This is a genomic window from Sphingomonas sp. GW821-FHT02B09, assembly GCF_059421875.1.
Genome location: NZ_JBWKVV010000002.1, coordinates 123514 through 146605 on the forward strand (window position 1 = coordinate 123514; position 23092 = coordinate 146605).

Consider the following 23092-nt stretch of genomic DNA (forward strand, 5'->3'; position numbering starts at 1 on the left):
GGCAGGAGAAACGAACGGCAGTTTTGAAGCATCTGACACCTAGATGGACTGACTAAAATAGGGGCGCATGACTGCCGACGAGCGTTTTCTTGAATAATTTTCTTCTTACCGAACTTGGGCGTCATTAAGCAGCCGGTCCGCTTACCTCCCAGTGCCGGAGGTTCAGTTATCTGGGTGGGCTGTGAACGATGCGCCTTTTATAAGCTGAACGAACGGCAGAAAACGGGAAATCGTAACGCAGCGCTGAATGACCGGATGTGGGTCTACACGGCCGCCCAGCGGTCGATTAACCGCAGCGCGGCAATGCGGAAAATGATCAGTCGTAATCCCGATACTTGTAGTTAGGCCTGCCACCGTCGGTATCTGAGTCATCTCCGGTATGACCGTGCTTTGGTTTCCACAGCTTGGTCGCCGCCGTTCGTCACGTCGATAATTCGTCGCGCGGCCGAGCCAAACAGGGAAGCACTCGGTCATCATCTCGAAGTCGACGGCGGTAGACACCATATCGGCTGGTGACCACGAGGGTTTCGACATGATCACCTACCGCAAGACCGAGGACGCGATTGCCGCGCTCACGCCGGAGCAGTTCCGCGTGACGCAGAAGAATGGGACCGAGCGTCCCGGTACCGGTCCGCTGCTGCGAAACAAGGACGCCGGCATCTATGTGGACGTGGTGTCCGGCGAGCCGCTGTTCGCCAGCACCGATAAGTACGAGTCCGGCTGCGGCTGGCCGAGCTTCACCAGGCCGATCGAGCCAGCGAACGTGAAGGCGACGCGCGACTGGTCGATGCTGATCCCCCGCACCGAGGTGCGATCCGCACACGGTGACAGCCATCTCGGCCACGTGTTCAAGGACGGACCGCGCGATCGCGGGGGTCTGCGCTACTGCATCAACTCGGCGTCGCTTCGCTTCGTCGCCCGTGCGGACATGGCCGATCAGGGGTATGGCGCCTATCTCCATCAGATCGAGGAGGTCGCCGTTCCAGCCCGCACAGAGCGGGCCGTCCTCGCCGGCGGCTGCTTCTGGGGAATGCAGGACCTGATCCGCAAGCTGCCGGGCGTCGTCTCCACGCGCGTCGGCTATTCGGGTGGGACCAACGCGAACGCCACCTACCGCAACCACGGCACCCATGCGGAGGCCATCGAGATCGTGTTCGATCCAGCGCGCACCGATTTCCGCGTGCTCCTCGAGTTCTTCTTCCAGATTCACGATCCGACGACGCGGGACCGGCAGGGCAACGATCGCGGCAAGAGCTACCGATCGGCGATCTTCTACACCAACGAAGCGCAGAAGGCCGTCGCAGAGGACACGATCGCCGACGTCGAGGCATCGGGACTGTGGCCCGGCAAGGTCGTCACCGAACTCTCCCCGGTCGGCGACTTCTGGGAAGCGGAGCCGGAGCATCAGGACTATCTCGAGCGCAGGCCGAACGGCTACACCTGCCATTTCGTGCGACCGAATTGGCGACTGCCGCATCGTGTGAAGGCAGCTTGATGGCGGAGGACTATGCGCATGGCCGGCGAGACGGCTTGCGGCTCGCGCTCGCGGTCCTGGCGGCGGAAGAGGCGAAGTGGACGGCGCTACTCGGCGAGAGCCCGTCGTGGCGCACCAATGCGACCCGCGAGGTGCGGCACAAGACGCTGCAGGTCGCGCAGACGCGGGTGCGGACCGTCCTGAACCGGTACACGCCGAAGGATGACGGACCTGCGATGTCGGACGAACTCGCGAAGGCGCTCGACCAGATCGCGCTGTGACGCGCCGCGCGTCCGACTAGGCCCGGCCGATGACGGCGATCAACGGATCACCCGTTCTGCCGTCCGCGAGCATCTCGACCGCTACGCTTCCGAAGCCCGCCCGCTCGAGATAGAGCCGTACTAGGGCGGCGTGTCCTGCCGTGTCGAGGGAGCGCCAGATCGCGACCGCCTTGGTCGGAAAGCAGCGATTGGAGAAGCTGACGACGAACGGAGCGTCGGCTACCAGCACGCGGCGTACCTCGGCAAATACAGCTACGGGCTGCTGGAGATACTGCACGCCGACGCAGCACAGCGCCGCGTCGAACGATCCGTCGGTCAGTGGCAACCCGGCATCGCGGTTCAGGTCCTGCACAAACCATCGGTCGAGCTGCGCATTGGCGGCGAGCTCCTCGGCGTTCATCCCTTGGCCCACGACTTCGGCATACACGCGGTCGGACGGCAGATGGCTGATCCAGCTCGACATCAGGTCCAGCACGCGAGCGCGTTGCGGGATCACGTCACCATATCGCGCGGTCAGCGCGGCGACCGCGACCTCATCGATGTGCGTTACGAGCCGCGGCGGCGCGTAGAAGGCGAGATCGTCGTCTGCGTCCTGCTTGGCAAAGGCGCCAGCCGGCAGCTCGGGGAGCGGGTCTATGTTCATGCGCCACCCCTAATGCTCGACGATCCCGTGCCGGACGGAAGCAGTGCCTCCAGCGTCGTCGGGCGAAAGCCCCGCGCGTCTACGCCAACGTCGAACTGGCGCGGCATCGGCTTGAGCTTGCCATGGCTGTGACCATGCAGATTGATCGAGCGCCGGTGCTGGCCGTTCCAGCTCCTGAACGGATAGTGGCAGAGCACTAGCAGGGTCCCGTCGACCGTCAGCTCGGCATAATCCCGAACGCTCGACCAGCCCGCCGCTTCCCCCGTCGCGGGCTCGTCGTTGTTGCCGCGCACCAGGTGCTTGGTGCCGTTCAGCCTCGTGAGCAGGCTCGCCACGTCGGACGATCGGCGCGCGACGTCGCCGAGGTGCCAGACCTCGTCGGTTGGCGCCACCGCCTCGTTCCAACCGGCGACGAGCATCTCGTCCATTTCGGCGACGCTCGCGAACGGACGACGCTGGATGTTGATCGTGCGGTGGTCGCCGAAGTGCGTGTCTGCGGTGAAGAACAGCGTCATTGCGGCCCGTCACAGCATCTCGAGCGGACCGCGACCGCGCGGGCGCGGGAACGCGGCGTCAAGCGCCGCGAGATCGGCGTCGGACAGGATCAGGTCGGCGGTGGCGCGATTCTCGCGGACGTGCGCCTCCGTGCCGGCCTTCGGGATCGCGATCGTGCCATCGCGGCGCAGGGCCCAGGCGAGCGCCACCTGCGCCGGCGTGGCGCCGATCGTCTCCGCGACACGGGCGAGCGCGGGGTAGGCGATCAGCCGGCCCTGCTCGACCGGGCTATAGGCCATCACGGGCATGGCATGATCCGCCAGCCATGGCAGCAGGTCGTGCTCCGGCCCGCGGCGGGTGAGGTTGTAGAGGATCTGGTCGGTGACGCAGCCATCACCGCCGGCGCCGACAAGTTCAGCCATGTCGGCCGTGTCCAGGTTGCTCACGCCCCAATGGCGGATCTTGCCCGCCGACCTCAGCGCCTCCATCGCCTCGACCGTCTCGGCGAGCGGGACTGATCCGCGCCAGTGGAGTAGATAGAGGTCGAGCCGGTCGGTCCTGAGCCGCCTCAGGCTCGCCTCGCAAGCCTCCGCCAGCCGCCTACGCGACGCGTTCTGCGGATAGGCCTTGCTGACGAGGAACACCTCGTTGCGCACATCACCCAGTGCGTCGCCGATGAGTCTCTCCGCCGCCCCGTCGCCATACATCTCTGCGGTGTCGATGAGCGTCATGCCGAGCTCCATACCAAGACGGAGGGCCGCGATTTCGTCGGCGCGTTGGTCGGGGCGCTCACCCATCATCCACGTGCCCTGACCCATGGCCGGCACGCTTTCCCCATCCTTCAGCGTGACTGTCTTCATCGGATCTCCATGGCCGCGACGGCGATTACCGGCACAACGTCGGAGCGGGCGTTTCGGCGCGAAGGCGAACATAGCTCCTATCAGTACCGCCAGCGACGCTTGCGCCGTCAGTCGCGGGGCCAGCATCGTCGCGGGCATGCGGGAACACAGCGAGCCGCAAGGACTCGAATTGGCCCAAATCACCTGAATGAACGGCTGCTTTCAGGAGGCCATTCAACGCCGCTGAATGTCGACTATTGGGTCTTCCTGCATGAACCTTGGCGACAGCTTCTGCCGAAGCGCGTCTGTTGGGTGCACGCGCCGAGCGCGGACACGACAGCGGCATCCCGCCTGATCTAAAAATCTGTCGACACGGATACCGTGTCCCACTGCGCAAGGATTGCGGCGTCAGCGGCGTGCTTGGCCCTGATCGCGGCGACGGTGTCGCTCCCGAGCGGTAGGCGGACGGGTGGGTTAGGTGCGTCTGCCAGGCCGACCAGCACCTCGGCCAGCTTCGTCGGATCCCCGGGCTGGGCATGGTTGAGCCGGGTCGCGACCGAACGGACCTTGCCGGCCGTGGTCGCATAGTCCTCGATGATCGTGGGGCTTACGCTCAGCGACGAGGCGTCGAGGAAGTCGGTGCGGAAATACCCGGGCTCGACCACCGTCACATGGATGCCAAGCGGCGCGAGTTCGGCGTGCAATGCCTCACTGAGCCCCTCAACGGCGAACTTGGTGGAGGAATAGATTCCGAACCCGGCCGCGCCGCGGTAGCCGCCGATCGACGAGATGTTGAGGATGCGGCCGGCGCGCTGGCGGCGCATGTGCGGCAGCACCGCACGCGTGACGGTGAGCAGGCCGAAGACGTTGGTCCGATAGACCGCCTCGATCTCGGCTGCGCTCGCCTCCTCGACAGCGCCCATCAGGCCATAGCCGGCGTTGTTGAGGAGCACGTCGATGCGGCCGAAGCGGTCGATCGTCGCCTGCGCTGCCGCTTGAGCCTGTTCTTCGTCGATAACGTCGAGTGCCACCGCCAGCAGATTGGGGTGCGCTCCGAAGCGATCGGTCACGGCCTGCGGATTGCGGGCAGTGGCGACCACGGCGTCGCCCCGTGCAAGCGCGCGCTCGACCACCAGTGCGCCAAACCCGCGCGAGGCGCCAGTGATGAACCAGGTCTTCATGGGAACAGTCCTTTTGTAGCGAAGTGGGAGAAGCTCACTCGGCGGGCGAGACGCGCGCCCACAGATCGTTGAAGGTGAGCGCGTCGAAGAAAGCGGCGGCGCGGATCACGCGGCCGTTCTTCATCTGGAAGAACCAGGCGTAGGTGTTGACGTAGGGCTTGCCGTCGCGGGCGGTGCCGGCGGCGTCGAAGTGGATGACGACGCGATCGGCTTCCGCGGTGATGCTCTTCACCGTCGGCTTGATGCCGACACTCATGCGGGCGTTGAAAGGGCGGATTACCTCGCGCAGGAAGGCTTCCTTGGTGGGGTAGGTCCGGGATGAGACGGACCTGCCCTCGATTGTCCAGCTCGCCTGGTCGGCAAGCAGTTCAAACGGGTTGCCAGTGCCGGCCTTCCACGCGTCGAACTTGGCGGTGACGGCCGCCTTGTTCTGCGCCGGCGTCTGTGCGCTGGCGCTGGCGGCAACTGCCAGGAAGCTGAGGCTGGTTGCGGCGAAGGCGAGGCCGGCGCGCGCGGCAAAAGGTGCCCAGGATCGGTTGCTGGTCATGGCTAGTCTCCGGTGATGAGGGGAGCGGCAGGGGCTACCGCCGCTCGGGGGATCAGATCTCGGCGGTCCAGGCGGCGGCCTGCGCCTCCTTCAGCATGTCCTCGACGAACTGCGGGCAGACGTTGCGGACACGGCCGGTGTCGGCGGGTACGATCGCAATCATGCGGTCGATCATCTCCTGCGGATCGAGATGGCCCTGTGGCGAGGCGAGCAGCGCGTCGAACGTGGCGCGCAGTTCGTCGCGCCTGGTGAAGTTCTTTGTGTCGTCGAGCCAGCGGAACGCGGTGTCCGCCATGGTTTCGTTATAGCCGGTCAGGTACGCGCCCGGGTTGATCGTCTGCACCTTGATGCCGAAGGCTGCGACTTCCTGCGCGATCGCCTCGGCGACCGACTCCAGCGCGTGCTTTGTGGAGACATAGGTGCCCCAGCCGGCCGGGGTGAACAGGCCACCCATCGAGGAGGTGAAGACGATCTTGCCCTTCGTCCCCTGCTTCACCCACTTGGCGATGAAGCCTTGCGTCAGCTCCAGCGGCTTGAAGACGTTGATCTCGTAGTTGCGGCGGACGAGGTCGAGCGGGATCTCGCTCACCGGGCCGCTCTCCCCATAGCCGGCGTTGTTCCACAGCACGTCGGCGTCGAGCGTCTGGATGAACGCCATGTCGTAAGGGTCGGTGAGGTCGAACTTCTCGACGCGAATGTTGTCGAGGCCGAGTTCGGCGACCTTGTTGCGCAACGCGGCGACCTGCGGGCTGATCTGCGCGGTGGCGATGATAGTGTGGCCGGCCTGCGCCATGCCGATCGCGGCGGCCTCGGCGAAACCGGAGCCGGCGCCGGTGATGAGAATGGTCTTGGTCATGATGATGTCCTTTCGTGCTGGGGGTGGTTGAGAGGGATCAGTCGACGAGCGCGGCGACGGCGGCTTCGGCGATCTCGAGATCCTGGGAGGGGGCGCCGCCCGAGACGCCGACGGCGCCGATCAGCGTGCCGTGAGCGATGATCGGCAGGCCGCCGGGGAAGGGCATGAGCCCGCCGTTGCTCGCCTGAAGGTTGGGCGCAGCGGCGCCGGGCTGGCAGTAGGCCCAGACGTCGGCGCTGCCGATGCCGAACAGAACGGACGTGCGCGCCTTCGCCGTCGCGACGTCGATCGTGCCGAGCACGGTGCCATCCATCCGTACGAGGCCTTTGAGATGCGTGCCGGCGTCGATCACCGCGATGGTCGCGGCGACGCCGATCTCCGCCGCCTTGTCCTGTGCGGCGGCAATCGCGGTCGCCGCCGACGCGCTGCTGATACTGTCTGCGGTGATGGTCATCGTCCGTCCTTTCCAGGAGCCGGTGATCGGCTGCCGGGGACGTTGTGCGCGCGATCGTTTGTTCGGATTAGCCGACTTGTTTTCGCGTCAATGCTGAGTGAGGATCAGCAATGCGCACGACCGACCTGTCTGAGCTTGCCGCCTTCGATGCAGTCGCGCGCCATCGCAGCTTTCGGCGTGCCAGCGAGGAGCGCGGCGTGACGGCTTCCGCGATCAGCCATGCGGTGAGCAACCTGGAAGCGCGGGTCGGTATCCGCCTGCTCAACCGGACGACACGAAGCGTATCGCTGACCGACGCTGGCGCCATGCTGCTTTCGCAGCTCTCGCCGGCGTTCGGCGAGATCGGCTCGGCGCTGGACGCGCTCAACCAGTTTCGCGACACGCCGTTCGGCACGGTGCGGATCAACGCGCCCAACTCGATCGCGCCGTTCGTGCTCGGGCCGATCCTGGGGCCGCTACTCCAGCGCAACCCGAACCTTGCGATCGAGATCGTCGCGACCGATCGGCTTGTCGACATCGTCGAGGAAGGGTTCGATGCCGGCATCCGGCTGGGCGAAAGCCTGCGCGAGGGCATGACGGCGGTGAAGATCAAGCCGCGGCTGCGACTATTGGTTGTCGGTTCGCCTGACTATTTCACCCGGCGGCGTATTCCGCAGATCCCGGCCGACCTGAAGGACCATGTCTGTATCCAGAATATGTACCCCAACATGACCCGCTATCCATGGTTCTTCAGCCACAATGAGGAGGAGGTCGAGTTCGAGCCGAACGGGCCGCTTGCGCTCCATGACCACGAGCTGATGATCGAGGCTGCCTTGGCAGGCATTGCGCTTGCCTATGTCTGGGAGAACCGGGCGCTGCCCTACCTCGCGGACGGACGCTTGGTCGCCTGCCTCGAAGAGTGGATTGTGCCTGAGGACTGGCTCTACATCTATTATCCGACGCGAAAGCACATGTCGGCGGGCCTACGCGCGCTTGTGGAGATGCTGCGCGCCTGACCTCTGACATCCCGATGACTGCCCCTGCCCCTGGGTCGTTTATTAATAGGAGGGCAGGTGTCTCGGTTCCCCGCTACGAGCGACCGCTTCAGCAAGTCGTTTAGCTATCCGCGCTCACAGGAACGAGCGTCTGTTCTGGAGGAGCAACCAAGCGGCGCTGAACGTCCGCAATTGGTCTTTCTGCGCAACGATTGCCACGATACCCCCGCCGGCTTCGGTCTGGAAGGCGGCGTCAGGCCAAAAGGCGAGCGTATCGTTTCGACAACAGGCTTCCGGCGGCGACCACAAGTATTATGGCATCTATGGTGACGCCGGTCGCGGTGATCGTTGAATTCGCCAGACGGCACCCCGACAGCACTACCAGCGCAACGCCCAATGCGTGTCGAAGCGCCTTCCCGCCCGAAGTCGCGGGAAACTGCGCTATGCCAAAACCCAGCAGCAGAGCAACGGTCATCCCGAGCCACACCCATAGCACCGCCCCGCCGGCCGGTATGACGATCGCTGCGAGCGCGGCTAGTGCGAGGGCGAGCGGCTGGCCCCAAGCGACCGCCGCCCATAGCCGTTCCCATTGCGGCACCGCGCGACCCTTGTCGCGTCGGCGCGCGAGCCAGATCGTCACGCCACTCGACGTGAGCACGCACAGCGCGAGGCCGAGCAGGCCGTAGATGATCCGCACCGGCAATCCGCCATACCAGCCGAAATGTAATTGACCGATCCCGCCGAGAATGCGCGTGCCGGCGACGAGGTCGCGCGGATGCTGGTCCTTCAGCACTCGGCCGTTCGCATCGAAGCTGGTCGTGTCCTGCGGCACGAGCAGGCGATCGCGCTCCGAGGTGACGGTGATGCGCGCGTCGGCACGCCCGGCATTCTCGATGATCAATTGGTGCGGCTCGGCCCCCGGGGCAAGATGGCGTGCCTCGGCGAGCAGGGAGGCGAGCGGTGGCAGCGGCGCAGGCGCGGCATTCACCACGGGCGGCGCGTCGATGAACAGGCCATACACTTTTGTAGTGTCGCCACGGTACAGCAGCATCGCCAGCACGCCGACGATCAGCGTGCTGAGCCCGAGCAATGCCCCGGTCAGCGCGATGACGACGTGGAACGGGAGCGCCCAGATGCCGAGCCGGTTGTGCAGGTCCGCCTCCTGCAACCGCCGCGATCCGCCGAGCCGCAGGTGAAAGGCGTCCTTGATCACGCGCGGATGCGCAAGTGTGCCCGATACCAACGAGGACAGCAGCGCCACGCCCGTCAGCCCGACGATGAACTCACCCCAGCTGCGCGGCAGATGCAGCGCGATGTGGAGATTGAGGATAAACTCTGAAAACGCGGTCGCCTTTTCAACCAGCGCGCCCTGCGTATCGATCGACCATTCGCGTTCGAACGTAGGCGAATACGCGATGATCGCCGCGCCGGGTTCGTCGGCTGACGGCAGCGAGGCGTAGAGCGTCGTGCCGGCTGGTGCCTGCGTTCGCGCTGCATCGAGCGCGCGCGTCATCGCCGCATCGTTGATCTGGGACACGACCGGCGCGGCGGGCTGCTCCCAGCGTTCGAGATCGTGGACGAACACTGCCAGCGTGCCCGACAGGCAGACCAGATAGATCACCGCCGCGAACGCCAGGCCGAGAAAGCCATGCCCGCTGAGCACCGCGCGCACCGTCGCCGGCGACAGCGGCCAGCGGCCTTTCGCTTTCGTCGTCGCTTTCACGCCAGCCCCCGCATCGCCGCCAGCGCGAAGCCGGCGACCGTCGTTCCCACCAGCACCGCAAACGCGCGCAGCAGGCGCTGGTCGGCCAGCGTCCACGTCATCGCCAGCGCCCATGCGACCGGCATCAGGAGCCCGCCGATGATGATCCGCGTGCGCGGGTCACCCGGCGACCAGGCGGCGTAGCAGAAGGCGACCCCCATCGCCGCGGTCATGCCGAGCGGCCCGGCAAGCAGGAACTTGAGCCATCCGCGCCACGCCTTCGACGGCCCCTCCAGCGGCTCGGGCGCAAGGCTGTCTCGCGCGACCCGCGCCGCGCGCATGACGCGGCCCTGCGCAATCACGGCGAGCGAACCGACGCCGACTGCCGCGATGCCGATCGCCACGCCCTTCACCGGTCCGACCCAATATGCGCCGAGCAGGACGGACGCGAGAAGTATTCCCCAGCCCGCCGCGACCAGCGCCGGGCGCGTCCGCGCGCGATCGGCCCAGGCGCGGCGCAGCAGCACGGCGCCGCCGGCACCGCCCGCCACGCCGGCCAAGGACATCGCCAGCATCAGAAATGCACTTCAACGCCGCCGCCGAACGTCTGCGGATCGCCGAGGATCGCACGGCTGCTGCTCGCGAAATCATATTGCTTGTATTCTTCGTTCAGCAGGTTGCGCGCGAACGCGAAGATTGTGAAGCGCTCCATCTCCCAGCCTAACCGCGCGTTTACGACGGTGCGCCCCGGCAGCCGCCCCTGCGCCTGCGTCACGCCGACGTCGCTGAACACCGGACCACGATAATTCGCATTGAGATTGCCGACCACTGGCCCTACCCGCGCGTTCACGCCGCCGGAGATCGTCCAGCGCGCGGCATAAGGAAATTCCGACCCGGCGAGGTCGATCGCGCTGGTTGAGCCGTTCGGCAGCGTGAAATCGTCGAACTTCGTGCGGACGTGGCCGACCGAGGCATAAGCGTCGACCGCGCGGCTGATCCGCCCCTGAGCCTCCACCTCGAACCCGTAGAGGTGCGATTTGCCAGCGTTGACGGTGTTATAGTCGAATTCGTTCAGCCCGAAGAACGCGTTGGTCTGCTGGTTCTTCCAGTCGATGTAGAAGACGTTGGCGTTCAGTGTCAGCCTGCCGTCGAGCCAGCGCGAGCGCAGTGACCCCTCGTAATTCCAGCTATATTCCGGGTCATAGGGGACCAGCAGCGCGCGCGCCGGGTTCTGGCTCGATCCGCCCGAGCGATAGGCGCGCTGCACGGTGACAGCGGTGGTGACGTCGGGCGTCCATTCCATGCTGATCCCCGCCTTGGGCAGGAAGGCCTCGAAGCTGCGTGCGTTCGTCGCACGGGCGGAGTTAGCGCCCTGCACCAGCCCTAGCACGCCCTGGTTCACCGCCGAGACGGCGAGGAACAGCGGCGTCCCCGGCGCGCCGAATGCGGTGGGGCTGGGCAACGTGCCGGTGAAGCTCGCAACCGTCTCTGCCGTGTAGCGGTTCGCTTCGTGATCGTAACGGAACCCGCCGATCAGCGAGAGCCGGTCGGTCAACTTGTAGCGCGCATCGCCGAACAAGGCGGCGGTGCGGACGCGTTGCGGGAAATCCGCCGCATACGCCACCGGGATCACCGGCAGTGCCGCGGTATAGAGATTGGCGATCTGCGTCGCTGCCGCGGCCGGGAAGCCGCCGCCCTGCAGCAGTGCGGCAATCGTGCCGGTCGGCGTGTTGATATTGAGCCGGTTGGCCGCGATCAGCCCGCCCGAGCGACGATAGGCCCACGCGCCTAGCACGCCGCTCAGACGCTCGCCGTCGTAATTAAGGCGCAATTCCTGCGTCCAGGTGCGGAAGTCGTTGGTGTTGTCGACGATCTGCAAATTCGCCGCGGTGCCATCGGTATCGATCACCGCGCGCGTGTGCGTCTTGTTGAACGAGGTGATGCTCGAAAGGCGCAACTGCGGCGTGATCTCGTAGCCGGCATTGAGCACGGCGATGTCGGTCTTGATATGCCCGCGGCTCGGCGCGTCGCCGGTCGAGATGCGATTGTTGTAGAAATCCGGGGTGTCGGTGCGGGTGTATTCGTAGAGATAGCCGCCGTCTCGCCGCACGCGATTGTAGCTCGCCTGCACCACCAGCCCCGGCAGCGCGCTTGGGGTCCATTTCAGCTTGCCACGCAGGTTGAGCGACTCCAGCGCATCGTCATAGCCGCCGCGCGTGACGTTGCGGATCAGCCCGCGGTCGTTGCGCCGCTCGGCCGAGATGCGGATGCCCAGTTCGTCCTTCACCAACGGACCACCGACCGCCGCGGAGAAAGTGCGGTCGTTATACTCGCTCCACAGCACGCGCGCGTCGCCGCTGTATGCGGTGGTCGAGGCATCGCGCGTCGTCAGGACAATCGCGCCGGCGAGGGCATTCAGGCCCTGGATCGTTGACTGCGGGCCGCGCAGGATCTCGACTTGCTGAATGTCCCACAGATCGGTCGGGCCGCCAAACAGCGCCTCGCGCGGGATCGGCGCGCCGTCGACATAGACTGTCGCGGTATCGGCGCTGCCGCCGGCACCCACGCCTTGGTTGTTGATGCCGCGGATCGTGAAGCCGGCCGCGCCATACGTCTCTGCAACATTGGCGGTGCGACTGTAGATGTCCTGGATCGTCAGGATATTCTCCTGCTGGATCCGCTCGGGCGTGGTTACCGCAACGCTGGTCGGCGTGTCCTGTAAGGTACGGTTCGACTTTTCACCGGTGACAATGATGTCGGCGCCCGGCTGCTCGTCCGTCACCTGCTGCGCGCTCGCCGCATTGGACCAGACCATTGCGCATGCCAGCACCGAGAAATGAATGTGACGCATTGTGTCCCCCACGATGCGCGCGCCTTTGGCCGTGCGGCTAACGCGAGTCAATCGCATGATGACGTTGGCGGGTTGTTTAAACCGAAGCGATCCAGTGCCGGCAACCGGGCCAGCACCTGAAGCACCGCTCTGCGGCTGAACGAATGTCTGGAGTAGGTGAACCACCAGATGCGCCGGAACGGCCGGGTTTGGGTCACTCGCGGCAACGCAATCAGCGTTTCAGCCAGACTACGCCTTGCGCATCTTTGCTTTGAGACAGTGTTTCGATCGCCTTCCGATCGCCGAGTCCGTACGCTTTCAGAAAGTGGGTGCTGACCGCAACGGCGGAAGCATAGTTTGCATCCTCTGGGTGCCCGATCAGCTCGTGTGCGGCACCAGAGTAGGTGACCGCGAGCTTGTTGCCCGCAGGTGAGGTTTGAATTGGTAGAAGGTGATCGTGCCAGTCGGTCACCAGACCGGGCACGGTGTCCTGATCGCCCGTCACGATGATCACCGGGAGGGTGTCGCCGGCGTAGGCATCCGGGCCGATCAGGCCGGGGATGCGTCCGGGCGAGGAGAAGCCCAGCACCGCTTTCACAGTCGGGTCTTTGAAGTTGCCGAGGTTCGCCAAACCGCCACCAAGGCAGAGCGCAGTCAGCGTTCCGAAGCTGTGCCCAGCTACAATTACTGGCTTACCCGGCCAAATGCGGGCAGCATAGGCGCTCGCTGCCTTCATGTCGGCAATGCGCTCGCCGAAGCTCGCCTCACGGGTAAACTTGTTGCGATCGGGGTAGTGTAAGGAGTCGACGTGGACCGGCGCGATGACCGCGAAGCCCGCCGCCTTCCATGCCGAAGCAATGGCGTCATACTTCTCCGGCCATTATCCATGCCCGGTCGAGAACAGCACCACGCCCTTCACCTTGTCCGGCACCCACGTGTCCATCAACGTGGTGCGCTGTGCGGTGACTTGTAGGGTGACTTCCGCCGTTGGGTTTGCGGCGCAAGGTGCCGCGCAGGCCAACATACCCGCAGCAGCCACCATTATCGATCGGCTCAGTTTCATCCAGTGTTCCCCCTTGGATCGCACAAACGGATAGCTGCACGCCCGAAGACCGAAAGCAAGCTGGATGCCGCGCTTCCGGTGCCCACGTTCCTGTCTCCGTGTGTCTGCCGGAACAGTGCACTTTCGCTCCGCCGAGCGTCACCGCCTCGCTGAGATGAATTAATTAATAGCGGGAGTTGGGGACTAATAAACCGCCATGAATGTCGCCTTCTGGTTCGGCGTTACAGCCCGCTATTTTCACTGCGTAGCTTTGAGGATGACCTCGACCGTCTCCTCCGGCATGTCCCACATTGGAAAGTGACCGCTGGACTCGAACCAGTGCAGCTCTGCGGACGGGAACGCAGCTTTTGCGCGCGCCGCCTGCCGCGGCAGGCAGAGCCTGTCATGCCTGCCCCATCCGATCACGATCCGGCCGGTGCTTTTGGCGGCAGGGCCGGTCTGCTCAGGTCCGGTCGCGAGGTCATGGACCAGCGCGTCGAACGTCTGTGTCGTACTAAGATCGGTGAGCTCAGTCGCCACCATCTGGGGATCAAGCGCCCAAGGATGCGCGGACAATTGGGCGAGCAGGGCAGTGCGCGAGGCTGCGTTACGGCTCAACGTCGGCAGGGCGGGCCGGATCGCCCGCAACAAGCGGCCCGACACGCCGATCGTAGTCTTGAAGAAGGTGCGTTCCCAACCACGCCAGAACCCGCCCGGGTCAAGTGCGACGACGTTGCCGACGACGCCACGCCTGGCAAGTTCGAGCACTATCCGCGCACCCATCGAGCTGCCGACGACGTCGATCCCGGTCAGCTCGTTCTCCACGATGTAGCGCTGCATGCTGCCGACTAGGCCGTCGAACGTTCCGCTATCGTGTTCCGCCGGGGTCGCGCCATGTCCGGGCAGGTCGATCGCGATCATCGTTCGACTGGCGCCGAGTGAGTCTAGAATGGGGCTCCATGATCGCGAGCTTCCGCCCAGACCGTGGACAAACAGCAGTTTGCGGCCGGAGCCGCGGTTGATCTGGTGCATCTCATTTCATTTCGGTTATCTGGAACGGCTCAACGAGCATCGTTCGTGCATGGCACCGGTTGATCGGCAAGCTGCCGTGCGCCGGTCATCGCGGCGCTCGATCCTCAAAAAGGGGATCGCACGCCGCCACGACGATGAGGGATGCGCAGCTCAGCCGTGCGGGCGCATGACCACCTTGATGACGCCGTCCTCCTTATCGCGGAACCTAGCGTACATTTCGGGAGCGTCCTCGAGGCTGGCAGGATGGGTGATGACGAAGCTGGGGTCGATTTCCCCGGCCACGATCTTTTCTAGCAGCGGCTTGGTGTAGCGCTGGACGTGGGTCTGGCCGAGCTTGATGGTCAGCCCCTTGTTCATCGCCGCGCCGATCGGCAGCTTGTCGCCCATGCCGACGTAGACGCCGGGTACCGAGACAGTGCCGCCCTTGCGGCAGCTCATTATCGCCTGCCGCAGCACGTGAACCCGGTCGGTAGCGAGCATCATGCTTGCCTTGACCTTGTCCATGACGGCGTCCGCCGCGCCATGTCCGGATGCCTCGCAACCTACCGCATCGATGCAGCTGTCGGGCCCGCGCCCCTTGGTCCGCGACTGCAGCTCGTCGAACACGTCCGTCTCGGCGAAGTTGATCGTCTCGGCACCGCCGGCTTCCGCCATGGCGAGACGCTCGGGTACCTCATCGATCGCGATCACGCGGCCGGCACCCATCATCAGCGCGGAGCGGATGGCGAACTGCCCGACCGGGCCGCAGCCCCAGATCGCAACCGTGTCGCCCGGTTCGATCTGCGCGTTCTCCGCGGCCATGTAGCCGGTCGGGAAGATGTCCGAGAGGAACAGCGCCTGATCGTCGGTGACGCTGTCGGGGATCTTGATCGGGCCGATGTCGGCCATCGGTACGCGCAGGTATTCCGCCTGACCGCCACAATAGCCGCCCAGCATGTGACTGAAGCCGAACAGGCCGGCGGGCGAGTGGCCCATCGCCTTGGCCGCCATCTCGGCGTTCGGGTTGGTCCGGTCGCAGGCCGCAAACAGGCCTTTCCGGCAGAACCAGCAGTCACCGCAGCTAATCGTGAACGGCACGACCACACGGTCGCCGATTTGCAGGTTGGTAATCTCGGAGCCGAGCGCCACGACCTCGCCCATATTCTCGTGACCGAGAATGTCGCCGGCCTCCATCGTGGGCTGGTAGCCGTCGAGCAGATGGAGGTCCGACCCGCAGATCGCGCAGGCGGTAACCTTGATGATCGCATCGCGCGGATGCTTGATCTCGGGATCCGCGACCGTGTCGACGCGGACGTCGCCCTTACCGTGCCAGCATAGTGCGCGCATGTGTCTTCTCCGTCGAGGCAGGAGCTCCACCAGGATTGGAAAAGCGACTGAACCGACTCAACGTCTCTGAGCACGGAACGGGCTCGTACCCATTCTTCCATGTTAACAAACTTCCGGTTTGAGCAGCGATCAGCGACGCCGGAGCGCCCGCAACTGGTCCGCTCAGACCTCTGTGCGTTCGGTCAATTCCAGAGCGTCCTCCACGTCTACGCCTAAATAGCGGACCCTGCTGTCGATGTTGGCATGGCCGAGAAGGATCTGAACGGCGCGGAGATTGCCAGTTGCTTTGTAGATGATCGATGCTTTCGTGCGCCGAAGCTAGTGCGTCCCATAATCCTGAGCCGGAAGGCCGATACCGACCACCCACTCGTGCACGAGGCGGGCATATTGCCGCGTACTCATGTGAGCCATGTAGTCGTTTCGGCTCGGGAAGATGAAGTCGTTCAACGTCCCGCGGCGTCGCTCCAACCATGCCCGCATCGTCTTTCGTGCCGTATCCATCAGCTCGAACTGCACCGGACGTTTGGTCTTCTGCTGAACCACAACGGCGCGGTCACGAACGCGCCCGCCGGAAACTACATCGCCGATCCGTACCCTGACCACATCACAGCCGCGCAGCTTGCTGTCGATGGCAAGATCGAACAGCGCTCGGTCGCGCAGTCGTCTATGCTTGTCGAGCCAGAAGCGAATGGCCCAGACCTGTTGCTGTTTGAGCGCTTGCTTCGCACCGATAAGCCGGCCTTCGTTCTAAGGTCGAAGTTCGTGAAAGGCGGGGTCCATCGGCGAGTGACCCATCGATCGTCTTAATCGGGCCGGATCGGCCGATCGAGCGTACGCAGGCGCGGTAAACCTGCGGTTCGTAAATGCGGTTCGTCGGCCGTCGGTGATGCTGAACAAGCGGCCGGTTTCGGGTGGCGTTGGTAGTCCCTGAGCGGCTGGAAGTGGGTCATGCGAGCCGATCATTTGGCGGCATCGTCATTCGTTGTTGCTTGTGTAGCGGCAAGGATAACTCGGATGGTTTCTGCGGGCATGTCCCACATGGGAAAGTGGCCGCTTGACTCAAACCAGTGCAGTTGCGCGGAGGGAAACGCCGCCATTGCCCGCGCCGCCTGCCTTGGCAGGCAGAGCCTGTCATGCTTGCCCCACCCGATCACGATATGGCCAGTGCTATCGGCCGCGGGTCCGATCTGCTCGGGACCTGACGCAAGGCTATCGACCAGCGCATCGAACGTCGGGGTCAGGCTAAGACCCTTCAGCTCAGTTCCCACAATCTCCGGATCGAGCGCCCACGGATGCGCGGACAGCTGGGCCAGCAGTGCGGTGCGTGACGCAGCATTCTGGCTGAGCATCGGCAGACCGGGCCGGATCGCCCGCAACAAGCGGCCCGAAAGGCCTATGGTGATTTTGAAGAAGGCACGCTCCCAGCCGCGCCAGAACCCGCCCGGATCGAGCGCGACGACGTTTCCGACGACACCGCGCCGAGCGAGTTCGAGCACCAATCGCGCGCCCATCGAACTGCCGACGACATCGATCCCCGTCAGCTCGTTGCTCTCAATGTAACGCTGCACGCTGCTGACCAAGCCGTCAAAGGTACCGCTATCGTGCTCGACCGGCGTCGCGCCATGCCCAGGGAGGTCGACCGCGATTACTGTGCGGCTGACGCTGAGCCCATCCAGAACGGTGCTCCACGATTGCCAGCTACCTCCCAAGCCGTGGATCAGTAACAGCTTGCGACCGGTGCCGCGCTGGATATGGTTCATCTCGGATCACCTGTCTTATTGAAACAGCTCAACGATCACGGCCGGTGCGTGGGGCCAGCGGCCATCACGAAACTGCTGACTCAAGGGAGAAGTTTTCGCAGCGGCGAGATCGCCCCTTTGAAATGTCCAATTACAAGCGTTCACTGCTCGAAGGCGCTGGAGGTGACCTGGACGTCGCCTCTGGATTTCTTTGGCCTGATAAATCGAGTTAGATGCCGTGTGGAAATCTCGACTACGGCAGATGTGCCGCTTCGATCGGACCGGTCAGCCTTTGTCGCGGCAACGTTGCGGTGTGCTGAAGCGTCTTGAGGGTCCATGCCAATCGATCCGACCCTCAATCGTCTGCTGACCGCCCTCGAGGTGGCGCCGCATGCCTTTTCAGTGTGCCGGATCCAGTCCGGTTGGCGAATGAGCTTTCCGGTGTTCAAGGCGGTCACGGTCCATTTCGTGCTGCGCGGATCGGGACATGTCCAGGCTGGCGAGAGGGCGCCGGTTCCATTTGCTCCATCGAGTGTCCTGGTCGTGCCGGCGTTGCAGCCACACTGGGTCGGGGACGCTGATGTAACCGCCGCGACCGGCGCTGCGGCCGACAAGTGCGAGCTGATCGGTGACGGCCTTGTCGAGTTCACCGCGGGCAACGGCGCCGACGACACACTGCTGCTGTGCGCCGCGCTGTCCGCGCCGGACCAGGCGGCGCTCGGTCTGTTCGACCTGATGCGCTGGCCGGTGGCCGACGACCGCGCGGCAAGCGGCGTGCCGGCTGCGATCATCGATGCCATGCGCCACGAGGTCACCAACGCCGGGCTGGGGACTCAGGCGATGTGTCAGGCGCTGATGAAGCAGGCGCTCATCACGCTTCTGCGCCGGCACTGGTCGCAGGCGGACAGGTCCAGCGTCCTCGATGCGCTCCATCACCCCCGGCTTGCCCGCGCGATCGCCGCCATCATCGAGCAACCCGGGGCAAACCACAGTGTGGGCAGCCTTGCCGATCTCGCCGGCATGAGCCGGGCGTCGTTCTCCGATCATTTCTCGCGCACCTTCGGCCAGGGCCCGATCGACTTCGTGCAAAAGGCGCGGTTGCGGGTGGCGGCGCGGTTGCTCAGGGTTACCGACCTTCCGATCAAGGCCATTGCTCAAAGCGTAGGCTATGGCGGATCGCGGCCGTTCTCTCGCGCGTTCGAAGCGACCTATGCCATGTTGCCATCGGCGTACCGGCTGGCACCGCTCCCGTCGCCGATACATCCAGACGACGCAGATCAATCGTCTGCAAGTCACCGATCGTCCAGATTGACCGCCTCGCTGTCCAATCCTTGAGCGACTAGGGAACGGGTCAATCGACGAGCCGTCCTGCCAGAGACCCTCGCGCATGTGTGCCTTTGGTCACCATGAGAGGATTGCCCATGATTACCGATCGCCGCACCATTCTGACCGGGGCCGCCGCTGCCCTAGTCGCCGCTCCCGTCATGGCGATGGCGCAGCAGCGCCGAGTGGAAACGGACCCGGCCATGATGCCGATGCCTGATGTCTCCGGCACGCGCACGCACACTCAATTCGAAATGGGCGTGTTCGGCCCCGCAATGCTGTCACTGGCGACCAGCCAGATCGCAGTTGACCGGGCGCGGAAGGCCGACGCGCGCGAGTTTGCCGGTTTCGAGCTGACCGAGGCGGTCGCCGTCACGACCGTGCTGAAGCAGCTAGGCAATACGCCGCCGCCGTTGGACGCCAAGGCGCAGGCGACGCTGGACAAGATTCGCTCGGCGGCACCCGGTGCGGCGTTCGACCGCGCGTACATCGACGCCCAGTACGAAAACCACGTGTTTCTGCGCGATCTCGCCACCGCCTACCTGGCCAGCGCGGCGAATACGAGCGACATGATGGAGATGCACGGACGCCATCTCGCGACGCTCGCGCTGGCGACGTTCAAGGAGCATACGATGATCACGCAGCGTATCGCGCACGAACTCCGCGTCTGACGAGAAGACCGGTCTCCTCTTCGCCGGAGGAGACCTCCCCCATCAGCTCCGTTTTAAAATTGGAGATTCCGCCATGCCTGACGACATCAAACACGCGCCTGTTCCATTTACCCCCAATGTCGAAGTCCGCGCTGAAGACGAGGCCGAGACGATCCAGGGGTTGAACGAGCAGATCCGCCTTATCCAGGAAACGACCGCCAAGGATTATGGCACCGCGGTTCGCGGCGTTCATGCCAAGGGCCACGCAATCGTAAAAGGCAAGCTTGAGGTGCTGCCAGGAATTGCGCCGGAACTCGCCCAGGGGCTGTTCTCGACGCCCGGCAGCTATGACGCCCTGCTGCGCTTCTCGACTTTGCCCGGCGACATCCTCGACGACAGCGTCAGCGTGCCGCGGGGTCTTGCCATCAAGCTGTTCGATGTACCCGGCGAGCGGCTGCCTGGATCGGAGAACGACACCACCCAGGATTTCATCCTGGTCAACGGCCCGGCATTCGCGTCGCCGACGCCCAAGGCGTTCCTCGCCAACCTCAAGATGCTCGCTAAGACCACTGATGTTGGCGAGGGCCTGAAGAAGGGGCTGTCGGCGACGATGCAGACGCTTGATGCGGCATTGGAGACGGTTGGCATCCAGAGCCCGACGATCCAAACGCTGGGCGGCGCACCTAACACCCATCCGCTCGGCGAGACCTACTACACACAGGTGCCGTTGCGGCATGGTGGCTACATCGCCAAGCTGTCGGTCGCGCCCATCTCGATCAACCTGACCGAGCTCGCCGGCAGCAAGGTCGATACTTCCGGCCGTCCCGATGCCCTGCGCGAGGACATGGGAGAGGTGCTGATCGAGCAGGACAGCGTCTGGGAGGTGCGCGTCCAGCTCTGCACTGATCTAGAGAAGATGCCGGTTGAGGATACCTCGGTGGTCTGGGACGAGAAGGTGAGCCCTTACGTGGCCGTCGCACGGCTCACTGTGTTGGCGCAGCTCGGCTGGGAGCGGGGCCTTAGCGAGCATCAGGAGCAGGCGGTCGCATATAGCCCGTGGCACGGCCTGACGGCTCATCAGCCGATCGGCGGCGTCAACCGGGCTCGCAAACCGACCTACGAGCGCTCAGTGCAGTTCAGGGGCGAGCGAAAGGGCTGTCCGGTTCACGAGCTTCGGACGATTGGCGATTTGCCAGCTCAGGGCATGACGATCGATTGAGCGCAGATCTGAGGCGCTGGATCATGATCCGGCGCCTCAAACCCATATGCGGTGGAGATCGCGCACGTGATCCGAGATGATCCGAACCTGCGTCCGATCACTGGCAACTGGATCGTGATCATCCAAGCTACCTATGGCCGATCGCCTTGGTGAACGAATGTCCGGAGCAGGGAGCGGGTCGCAGGTCATTAAGTGACCGGATCTGGGTCAAGACAGGCGACTGCCGCCTTCGATCTGACGAACTATCCCATTCAGTGCCGCGGTACAGCCCTGCGCCCGCCCGATATCGCGATCCGTCCCGGCCGAATTCCAGAACATGTCGAGTGGCCAGCGTTCGGGGCAATGCGTGACGAGGCAACGCAGCGCGAGGCGAACCTCGATCGTGTCGACCTTCCCCTTGTCCGACCGCGCGGCAGCGGCGCGGAGGATATGAAGCGACAGGTCGATGATGATCCGCTGATGGCGCGACACCGATCAGTGGAAGTCGCGCGACTTCACCCGCACGACATCTTCCGGATCCATGCCCGTGCTATGCGGCGGCCAGTAGCTGTCGCGTGGGCCGGGCTTCCATGGACGTCGCCGACCAGATGCTCCTCGAAATAGACCGGAAGGGTCATGAGGCGCTATGCTGTTCAAGCAGGGTGACCGGGTCCAGCCCGACCAGCCCTGCGACGACCAAGGCACGGCCGATCTGGCAAGTCGGCTTGCCCTTCTCCAACTCGTGGACGAACCGGATACCCACGCCTGCGACGGTGGCCAGATCCTCGAGGCTGAGCCCCATCTGCTGTCGGCGGGCGCGGACGAGCGCACCGAAGCGGCGCGAAAACCAAGCAGCGTCGTTTTCCGTGTCAGCCTGATCCATCGAAGCGACCTTTCCCGAGCGGGAAAGGTCCCCCAACAGGATTGCAAAATCAAGTGGTCTTTTCCCGTTCGGGAAAGATTGGTGCCGACTGGGGAACTCCAGACCCAATCTTTCCCGCTCGGGAAAGATATCGCGCTACCCGGTGGAAAGTCGCGCAACGGCAGTCCGGAGTTGATCCGCGTCTATGCCGCCGTTCGCGAACTGCGCGGCCAACGTGGCGATCAGCATGTTGTCATCCACCTCGGCCGGCATTGGCCGGCTTACCGGCCGAGCTGGCACTTGGGACACAGTCCGCCGCCTCGGCGCGATCCGCCGCTCTTTGCCATCCAGCACGGCCGCGATCTTCGCCGCGACCGCATCTGCTGCCGAGCGGAGCAGATCATCGATATGGATGTAGCCTTGCGTCACACCGCGCTTGCCGTGCCCGAGCAGACCCGCGATCGTCAGCTCGGAATAGCCCAGCTCGCCTGCGATGCTTGCGAAGGTGTGGCGGAAGACGTGGGGGGTGACGCCCTCGATCTGCGCGGCCTTGCAGAGGCGTTCGACCAGATCGGGCACCTGCTTGTACCAGGTGCCCGTCCAGTCCGAGGGGAAGACGTAAGGATTGCCCGGCTGCTCCGCCTGCGCCTCGATCAGCTCCATCGCCGCCGCGCCGACGACGCGGACCTGCGCGCCGCTCTTGGTGTCAGGAAACATGACGCAGTCGGCGTCGAAGTCGACCCAGCCGCGCTGGAGCGCCTGCGCCTCGTTGCGGCGGAAGCCGGTCAACAGGATCAGCCGCACCGCAGCGAGGCCCACGGGATGCTCGCCCTGCTCTGCGGCAGTACGCATCGCCTGGCCCAGCGCGGCCAGCTCTGCGACTGACAGGCGGCGCGTCCGCTGGCCACTGGCCAGCCGACGGACGCCCCGTGCCGGATTGTTGTCGATCTTGCCGAGCCGCAGCGCGTGCTCGAACACGGCATGAAGCGTCGAGATGCTCCTTGATCCGGCGCCAACGCCGCCGATCGTATCGCGACCGCGCCCGGCCCCGCGTGACCGGGACGATTTGCCCTGCGCCACATCAGCCTGGAAGGCCACGATATCGGGAGGTGCCAGCGACTTTACCTTGCGGGTGCCGATCAGCGGCTTGATGTGCCGTTCGATCCGGCTGCGATCCATCCGCAGCGTCGACATCTTGATCGGCCGCCGGCGCCGCCCCAGCAACCGACCGCTCTCCGCCTCCTCCAGATACCAGTCGCAGATGTCTGCCACGGTGGGGGCTGCCCGCGCAGCATCGCGCGTCTCGATCGGATCGTCGCCGCGCGCTACGTCCCCCAGCCGCTTCTTCGCCTCGACCCGTGCCTGCTCGACCGTCAGCACGCCATAGCGGGCGAGCGTCAGGCGGCGGCTGCGGCCATCGGCATTGCGATATTGGAGGACGAACGTCTTGAGCCCGGACGGGAGGACGCGCACGCCGAAGCCGCGCAACTCGCTGTCCCAGTGTGTTTCCTGTCCGGATGCCGGAACGGGCAACGCCTCGATCCGGGTTCTGGTGAGCCTCGCCATAAGCAAAACCTCCGCGTGTTCTGCTGACAATAGCGCGGATGGCCGAAATTGTAAGCATATTGTCAGCAGATTCGATAA

24 protein-coding genes and 1 pseudogene are annotated in these 23092 nt (G+C 64.7%); 7 read left to right on the top strand and 18 right to left on the bottom strand.

The genetic code is table 11. The annotated features are described in order from the left end of the window. Positions 1 to 535 precede the first annotated feature (535 nt). Complete coding sequence (locus AC07U4_RS08440; protein ID WP_495195836.1) at positions 536 to 1495, top strand: bifunctional methionine sulfoxide reductase B/A protein; 960 nt, start codon at positions 536 to 538, stop codon at positions 1493 to 1495. Next, entirely contained in the window at positions 1495 to 1755 is a 261-nt protein-coding gene (locus AC07U4_RS08445) for a hypothetical protein (protein ID WP_495195115.1), read from the top strand. Before AC07U4_RS08440 ends, AC07U4_RS08445 begins: the two co-directional genes overlap by 1 nt. A 16-nt stretch (positions 1756 to 1771) precedes the next feature. Here the strand turns inward: AC07U4_RS08445 and AC07U4_RS08450 are convergent, their stop codons facing one another. The 7 genes from AC07U4_RS08450 to AC07U4_RS08480 form a co-directional block, all read right to left on the bottom strand. After that, positions 1772 to 2398 (bottom strand): class I SAM-dependent methyltransferase, encoded by a 627-nt coding sequence (locus tag AC07U4_RS08450; RefSeq protein WP_495195116.1) that lies wholly within the window; start codon positions 2396 to 2398, stop codon positions 1772 to 1774. Then, a complete protein-coding gene (locus AC07U4_RS08455; RefSeq protein WP_495195117.1) occupies positions 2395 to 2913 on the bottom strand; it encodes a metallophosphoesterase family protein in 519 nt (172 codons plus the stop codon). The genes AC07U4_RS08450 and AC07U4_RS08455 overlap by 4 nt, the downstream gene beginning before the upstream one ends. A gap of 9 nt (positions 2914 to 2922) precedes the next feature. Beyond that, complete coding sequence (locus tag AC07U4_RS08460; protein WP_495195118.1) at positions 2923 to 3753, bottom strand: aldo/keto reductase; 831 nt, start codon at positions 3751 to 3753, stop codon at positions 2923 to 2925. Between the two features lie 335 nt (positions 3754 to 4088). Then, positions 4089 to 4913 carry an oxidoreductase gene (locus AC07U4_RS08465; protein WP_495195119.1) on the bottom strand — a complete coding sequence of 275 codons (825 nt, stop codon included), beginning with the start codon at positions 4911 to 4913 and terminating at the stop codon, positions 4089 to 4091. A gap of 34 nt (positions 4914 to 4947) precedes the next feature. After that, positions 4948 to 5460: a nuclear transport factor 2 family protein gene (locus AC07U4_RS08470; protein ID WP_495195120.1), complete on the bottom strand. Its 513-nt coding sequence runs from the start codon at positions 5458 to 5460 to the stop codon at positions 4948 to 4950. Between the two features lie 52 nt (positions 5461 to 5512). Beyond that, a complete protein-coding gene (locus AC07U4_RS08475) occupies positions 5513 to 6316 on the bottom strand; it encodes an SDR family oxidoreductase (protein WP_495195121.1) in 804 nt (267 codons plus the stop codon). A 37-nt stretch (positions 6317 to 6353) separates the two neighbouring features. Continuing rightward, positions 6354 to 6770, bottom strand: a complete 417-nt coding sequence (locus AC07U4_RS08480) for a GlcG/HbpS family heme-binding protein (protein ID WP_495195122.1) — start codon at positions 6768 to 6770, stop codon at positions 6354 to 6356. 110 nt (positions 6771 to 6880) lie between these two features. Here AC07U4_RS08480 and AC07U4_RS08485 point away from each other — a divergent pair, with 110 nt between their 5' ends. Beyond that, entirely contained in the window at positions 6881 to 7765 is an 885-nt protein-coding gene (locus AC07U4_RS08485) for a LysR substrate-binding domain-containing protein (RefSeq protein WP_495195123.1), read from the top strand. A 232-nt stretch (positions 7766 to 7997) separates the two neighbouring features. Here AC07U4_RS08485 and AC07U4_RS08490 read toward each other — a convergent pair whose 3' ends face one another. From AC07U4_RS08490 to AC07U4_RS08505, 4 genes are all read right to left on the bottom strand, one after another. Beyond that, positions 7998 to 9467 (bottom strand): PepSY-associated TM helix domain-containing protein, encoded by a 1470-nt coding sequence (locus AC07U4_RS08490; RefSeq protein WP_495195124.1) that lies wholly within the window; start codon positions 9465 to 9467, stop codon positions 7998 to 8000. Then, entirely contained in the window at positions 9464 to 10021 is a 558-nt protein-coding gene (locus tag AC07U4_RS08495) for a hypothetical protein (RefSeq protein ID WP_495195125.1), read from the bottom strand. The genes AC07U4_RS08490 and AC07U4_RS08495 overlap by 4 nt, the downstream gene beginning before the upstream one ends. After that, positions 10021 to 12297 carry a TonB-dependent receptor gene (locus AC07U4_RS08500; protein ID WP_495195126.1) on the bottom strand — a complete coding sequence of 759 codons (2277 nt, stop codon included), beginning with the start codon at positions 12295 to 12297 and terminating at the stop codon, positions 10021 to 10023. Before AC07U4_RS08500 ends, AC07U4_RS08495 begins: the two co-directional genes overlap by 1 nt. A gap of 211 nt (positions 12298 to 12508) precedes the next feature. After that, entirely contained in the window at positions 12509 to 13012 is a 504-nt protein-coding gene (locus AC07U4_RS08505) for an alpha/beta hydrolase (protein ID WP_495195127.1), read from the bottom strand. 85 nt (positions 13013 to 13097) lie between these two features. Between AC07U4_RS08505 and AC07U4_RS08510 the strand changes: the two genes are divergently transcribed. Beyond that, positions 13098 to 13373 carry a hypothetical protein gene (locus AC07U4_RS08510; RefSeq protein ID WP_495195128.1) on the top strand — a complete coding sequence of 92 codons (276 nt, stop codon included), beginning with the start codon at positions 13098 to 13100 and terminating at the stop codon, positions 13371 to 13373. Between the two features lie 203 nt (positions 13374 to 13576). Here the strand turns inward: AC07U4_RS08510 and AC07U4_RS08515 are convergent, their stop codons facing one another. The 4 genes and pseudogenes from AC07U4_RS08515 to AC07U4_RS08530 all read right to left on the bottom strand — a co-directional run bounded on the left by AC07U4_RS08515 (position 13577) and on the right by AC07U4_RS08530 (position 17436). Next, positions 13577 to 14350 carry an alpha/beta fold hydrolase gene (locus tag AC07U4_RS08515; RefSeq protein ID WP_495195129.1) on the bottom strand — a complete coding sequence of 258 codons (774 nt, stop codon included), beginning with the start codon at positions 14348 to 14350 and terminating at the stop codon, positions 13577 to 13579. Positions 14351 to 14500: 150 nt separating this feature from the next. Next, a complete protein-coding gene (locus AC07U4_RS08520) occupies positions 14501 to 15676 on the bottom strand; it encodes a zinc-dependent alcohol dehydrogenase (protein ID WP_495195130.1) in 1176 nt (391 codons plus the stop codon). Between the two features lie 162 nt (positions 15677 to 15838). Then, positions 15839 to 16408: pseudogene (locus AC07U4_RS08525) on the bottom strand (tyrosine-type recombinase/integrase). A gap of 227 nt (positions 16409 to 16635) precedes the next feature. Beyond that, a complete protein-coding gene (locus AC07U4_RS08530) occupies positions 16636 to 17436 on the bottom strand; it encodes an alpha/beta fold hydrolase (protein WP_137897708.1) in 801 nt (266 codons plus the stop codon). Between the two features lie 315 nt (positions 17437 to 17751). Here AC07U4_RS08530 and AC07U4_RS08535 point away from each other — a divergent pair, with 315 nt between their 5' ends. The 3 genes from AC07U4_RS08535 to AC07U4_RS08545 all read left to right on the top strand — a co-directional run bounded on the left by AC07U4_RS08535 (position 17752) and on the right by AC07U4_RS08545 (position 20607). Then, a complete protein-coding gene (locus AC07U4_RS08535) occupies positions 17752 to 18750 on the top strand; it encodes an AraC family transcriptional regulator (RefSeq protein WP_137897709.1) in 999 nt (332 codons plus the stop codon). A gap of 86 nt (positions 18751 to 18836) precedes the next feature. After that, entirely contained in the window at positions 18837 to 19409 is a 573-nt protein-coding gene (locus AC07U4_RS08540; RefSeq protein ID WP_169742578.1) for a DUF4142 domain-containing protein, read from the top strand. A gap of 73 nt (positions 19410 to 19482) precedes the next feature. After that, positions 19483 to 20607 carry a catalase family protein gene (locus AC07U4_RS08545; RefSeq protein ID WP_495195131.1) on the top strand — a complete coding sequence of 375 codons (1125 nt, stop codon included), beginning with the start codon at positions 19483 to 19485 and terminating at the stop codon, positions 20605 to 20607. Between the two features lie 207 nt (positions 20608 to 20814). Here AC07U4_RS08545 and AC07U4_RS08550 read toward each other — a convergent pair whose 3' ends face one another. The 3 genes from AC07U4_RS08550 to AC07U4_RS08560 form a co-directional block, all read right to left on the bottom strand. Then, positions 20815 to 21078 carry a hypothetical protein gene (locus AC07U4_RS08550; protein WP_495195132.1) on the bottom strand — a complete coding sequence of 88 codons (264 nt, stop codon included), beginning with the start codon at positions 21076 to 21078 and terminating at the stop codon, positions 20815 to 20817. Between the two features lie 142 nt (positions 21079 to 21220). Further along, complete coding sequence (locus tag AC07U4_RS08555; protein WP_495195133.1) at positions 21221 to 21469, bottom strand: helix-turn-helix domain-containing protein; 249 nt, start codon at positions 21467 to 21469, stop codon at positions 21221 to 21223. A gap of 135 nt (positions 21470 to 21604) precedes the next feature. Continuing rightward, the gene (locus AC07U4_RS08560) at positions 21605 to 23014 is read right to left on the bottom strand and encodes a tyrosine-type recombinase/integrase (RefSeq protein ID WP_495195134.1); all 1410 of its coding nucleotides are present in this window, start codon (positions 23012 to 23014) and stop codon (positions 21605 to 21607) included. Positions 23015 to 23092: the final 78 nt, after the last annotated feature.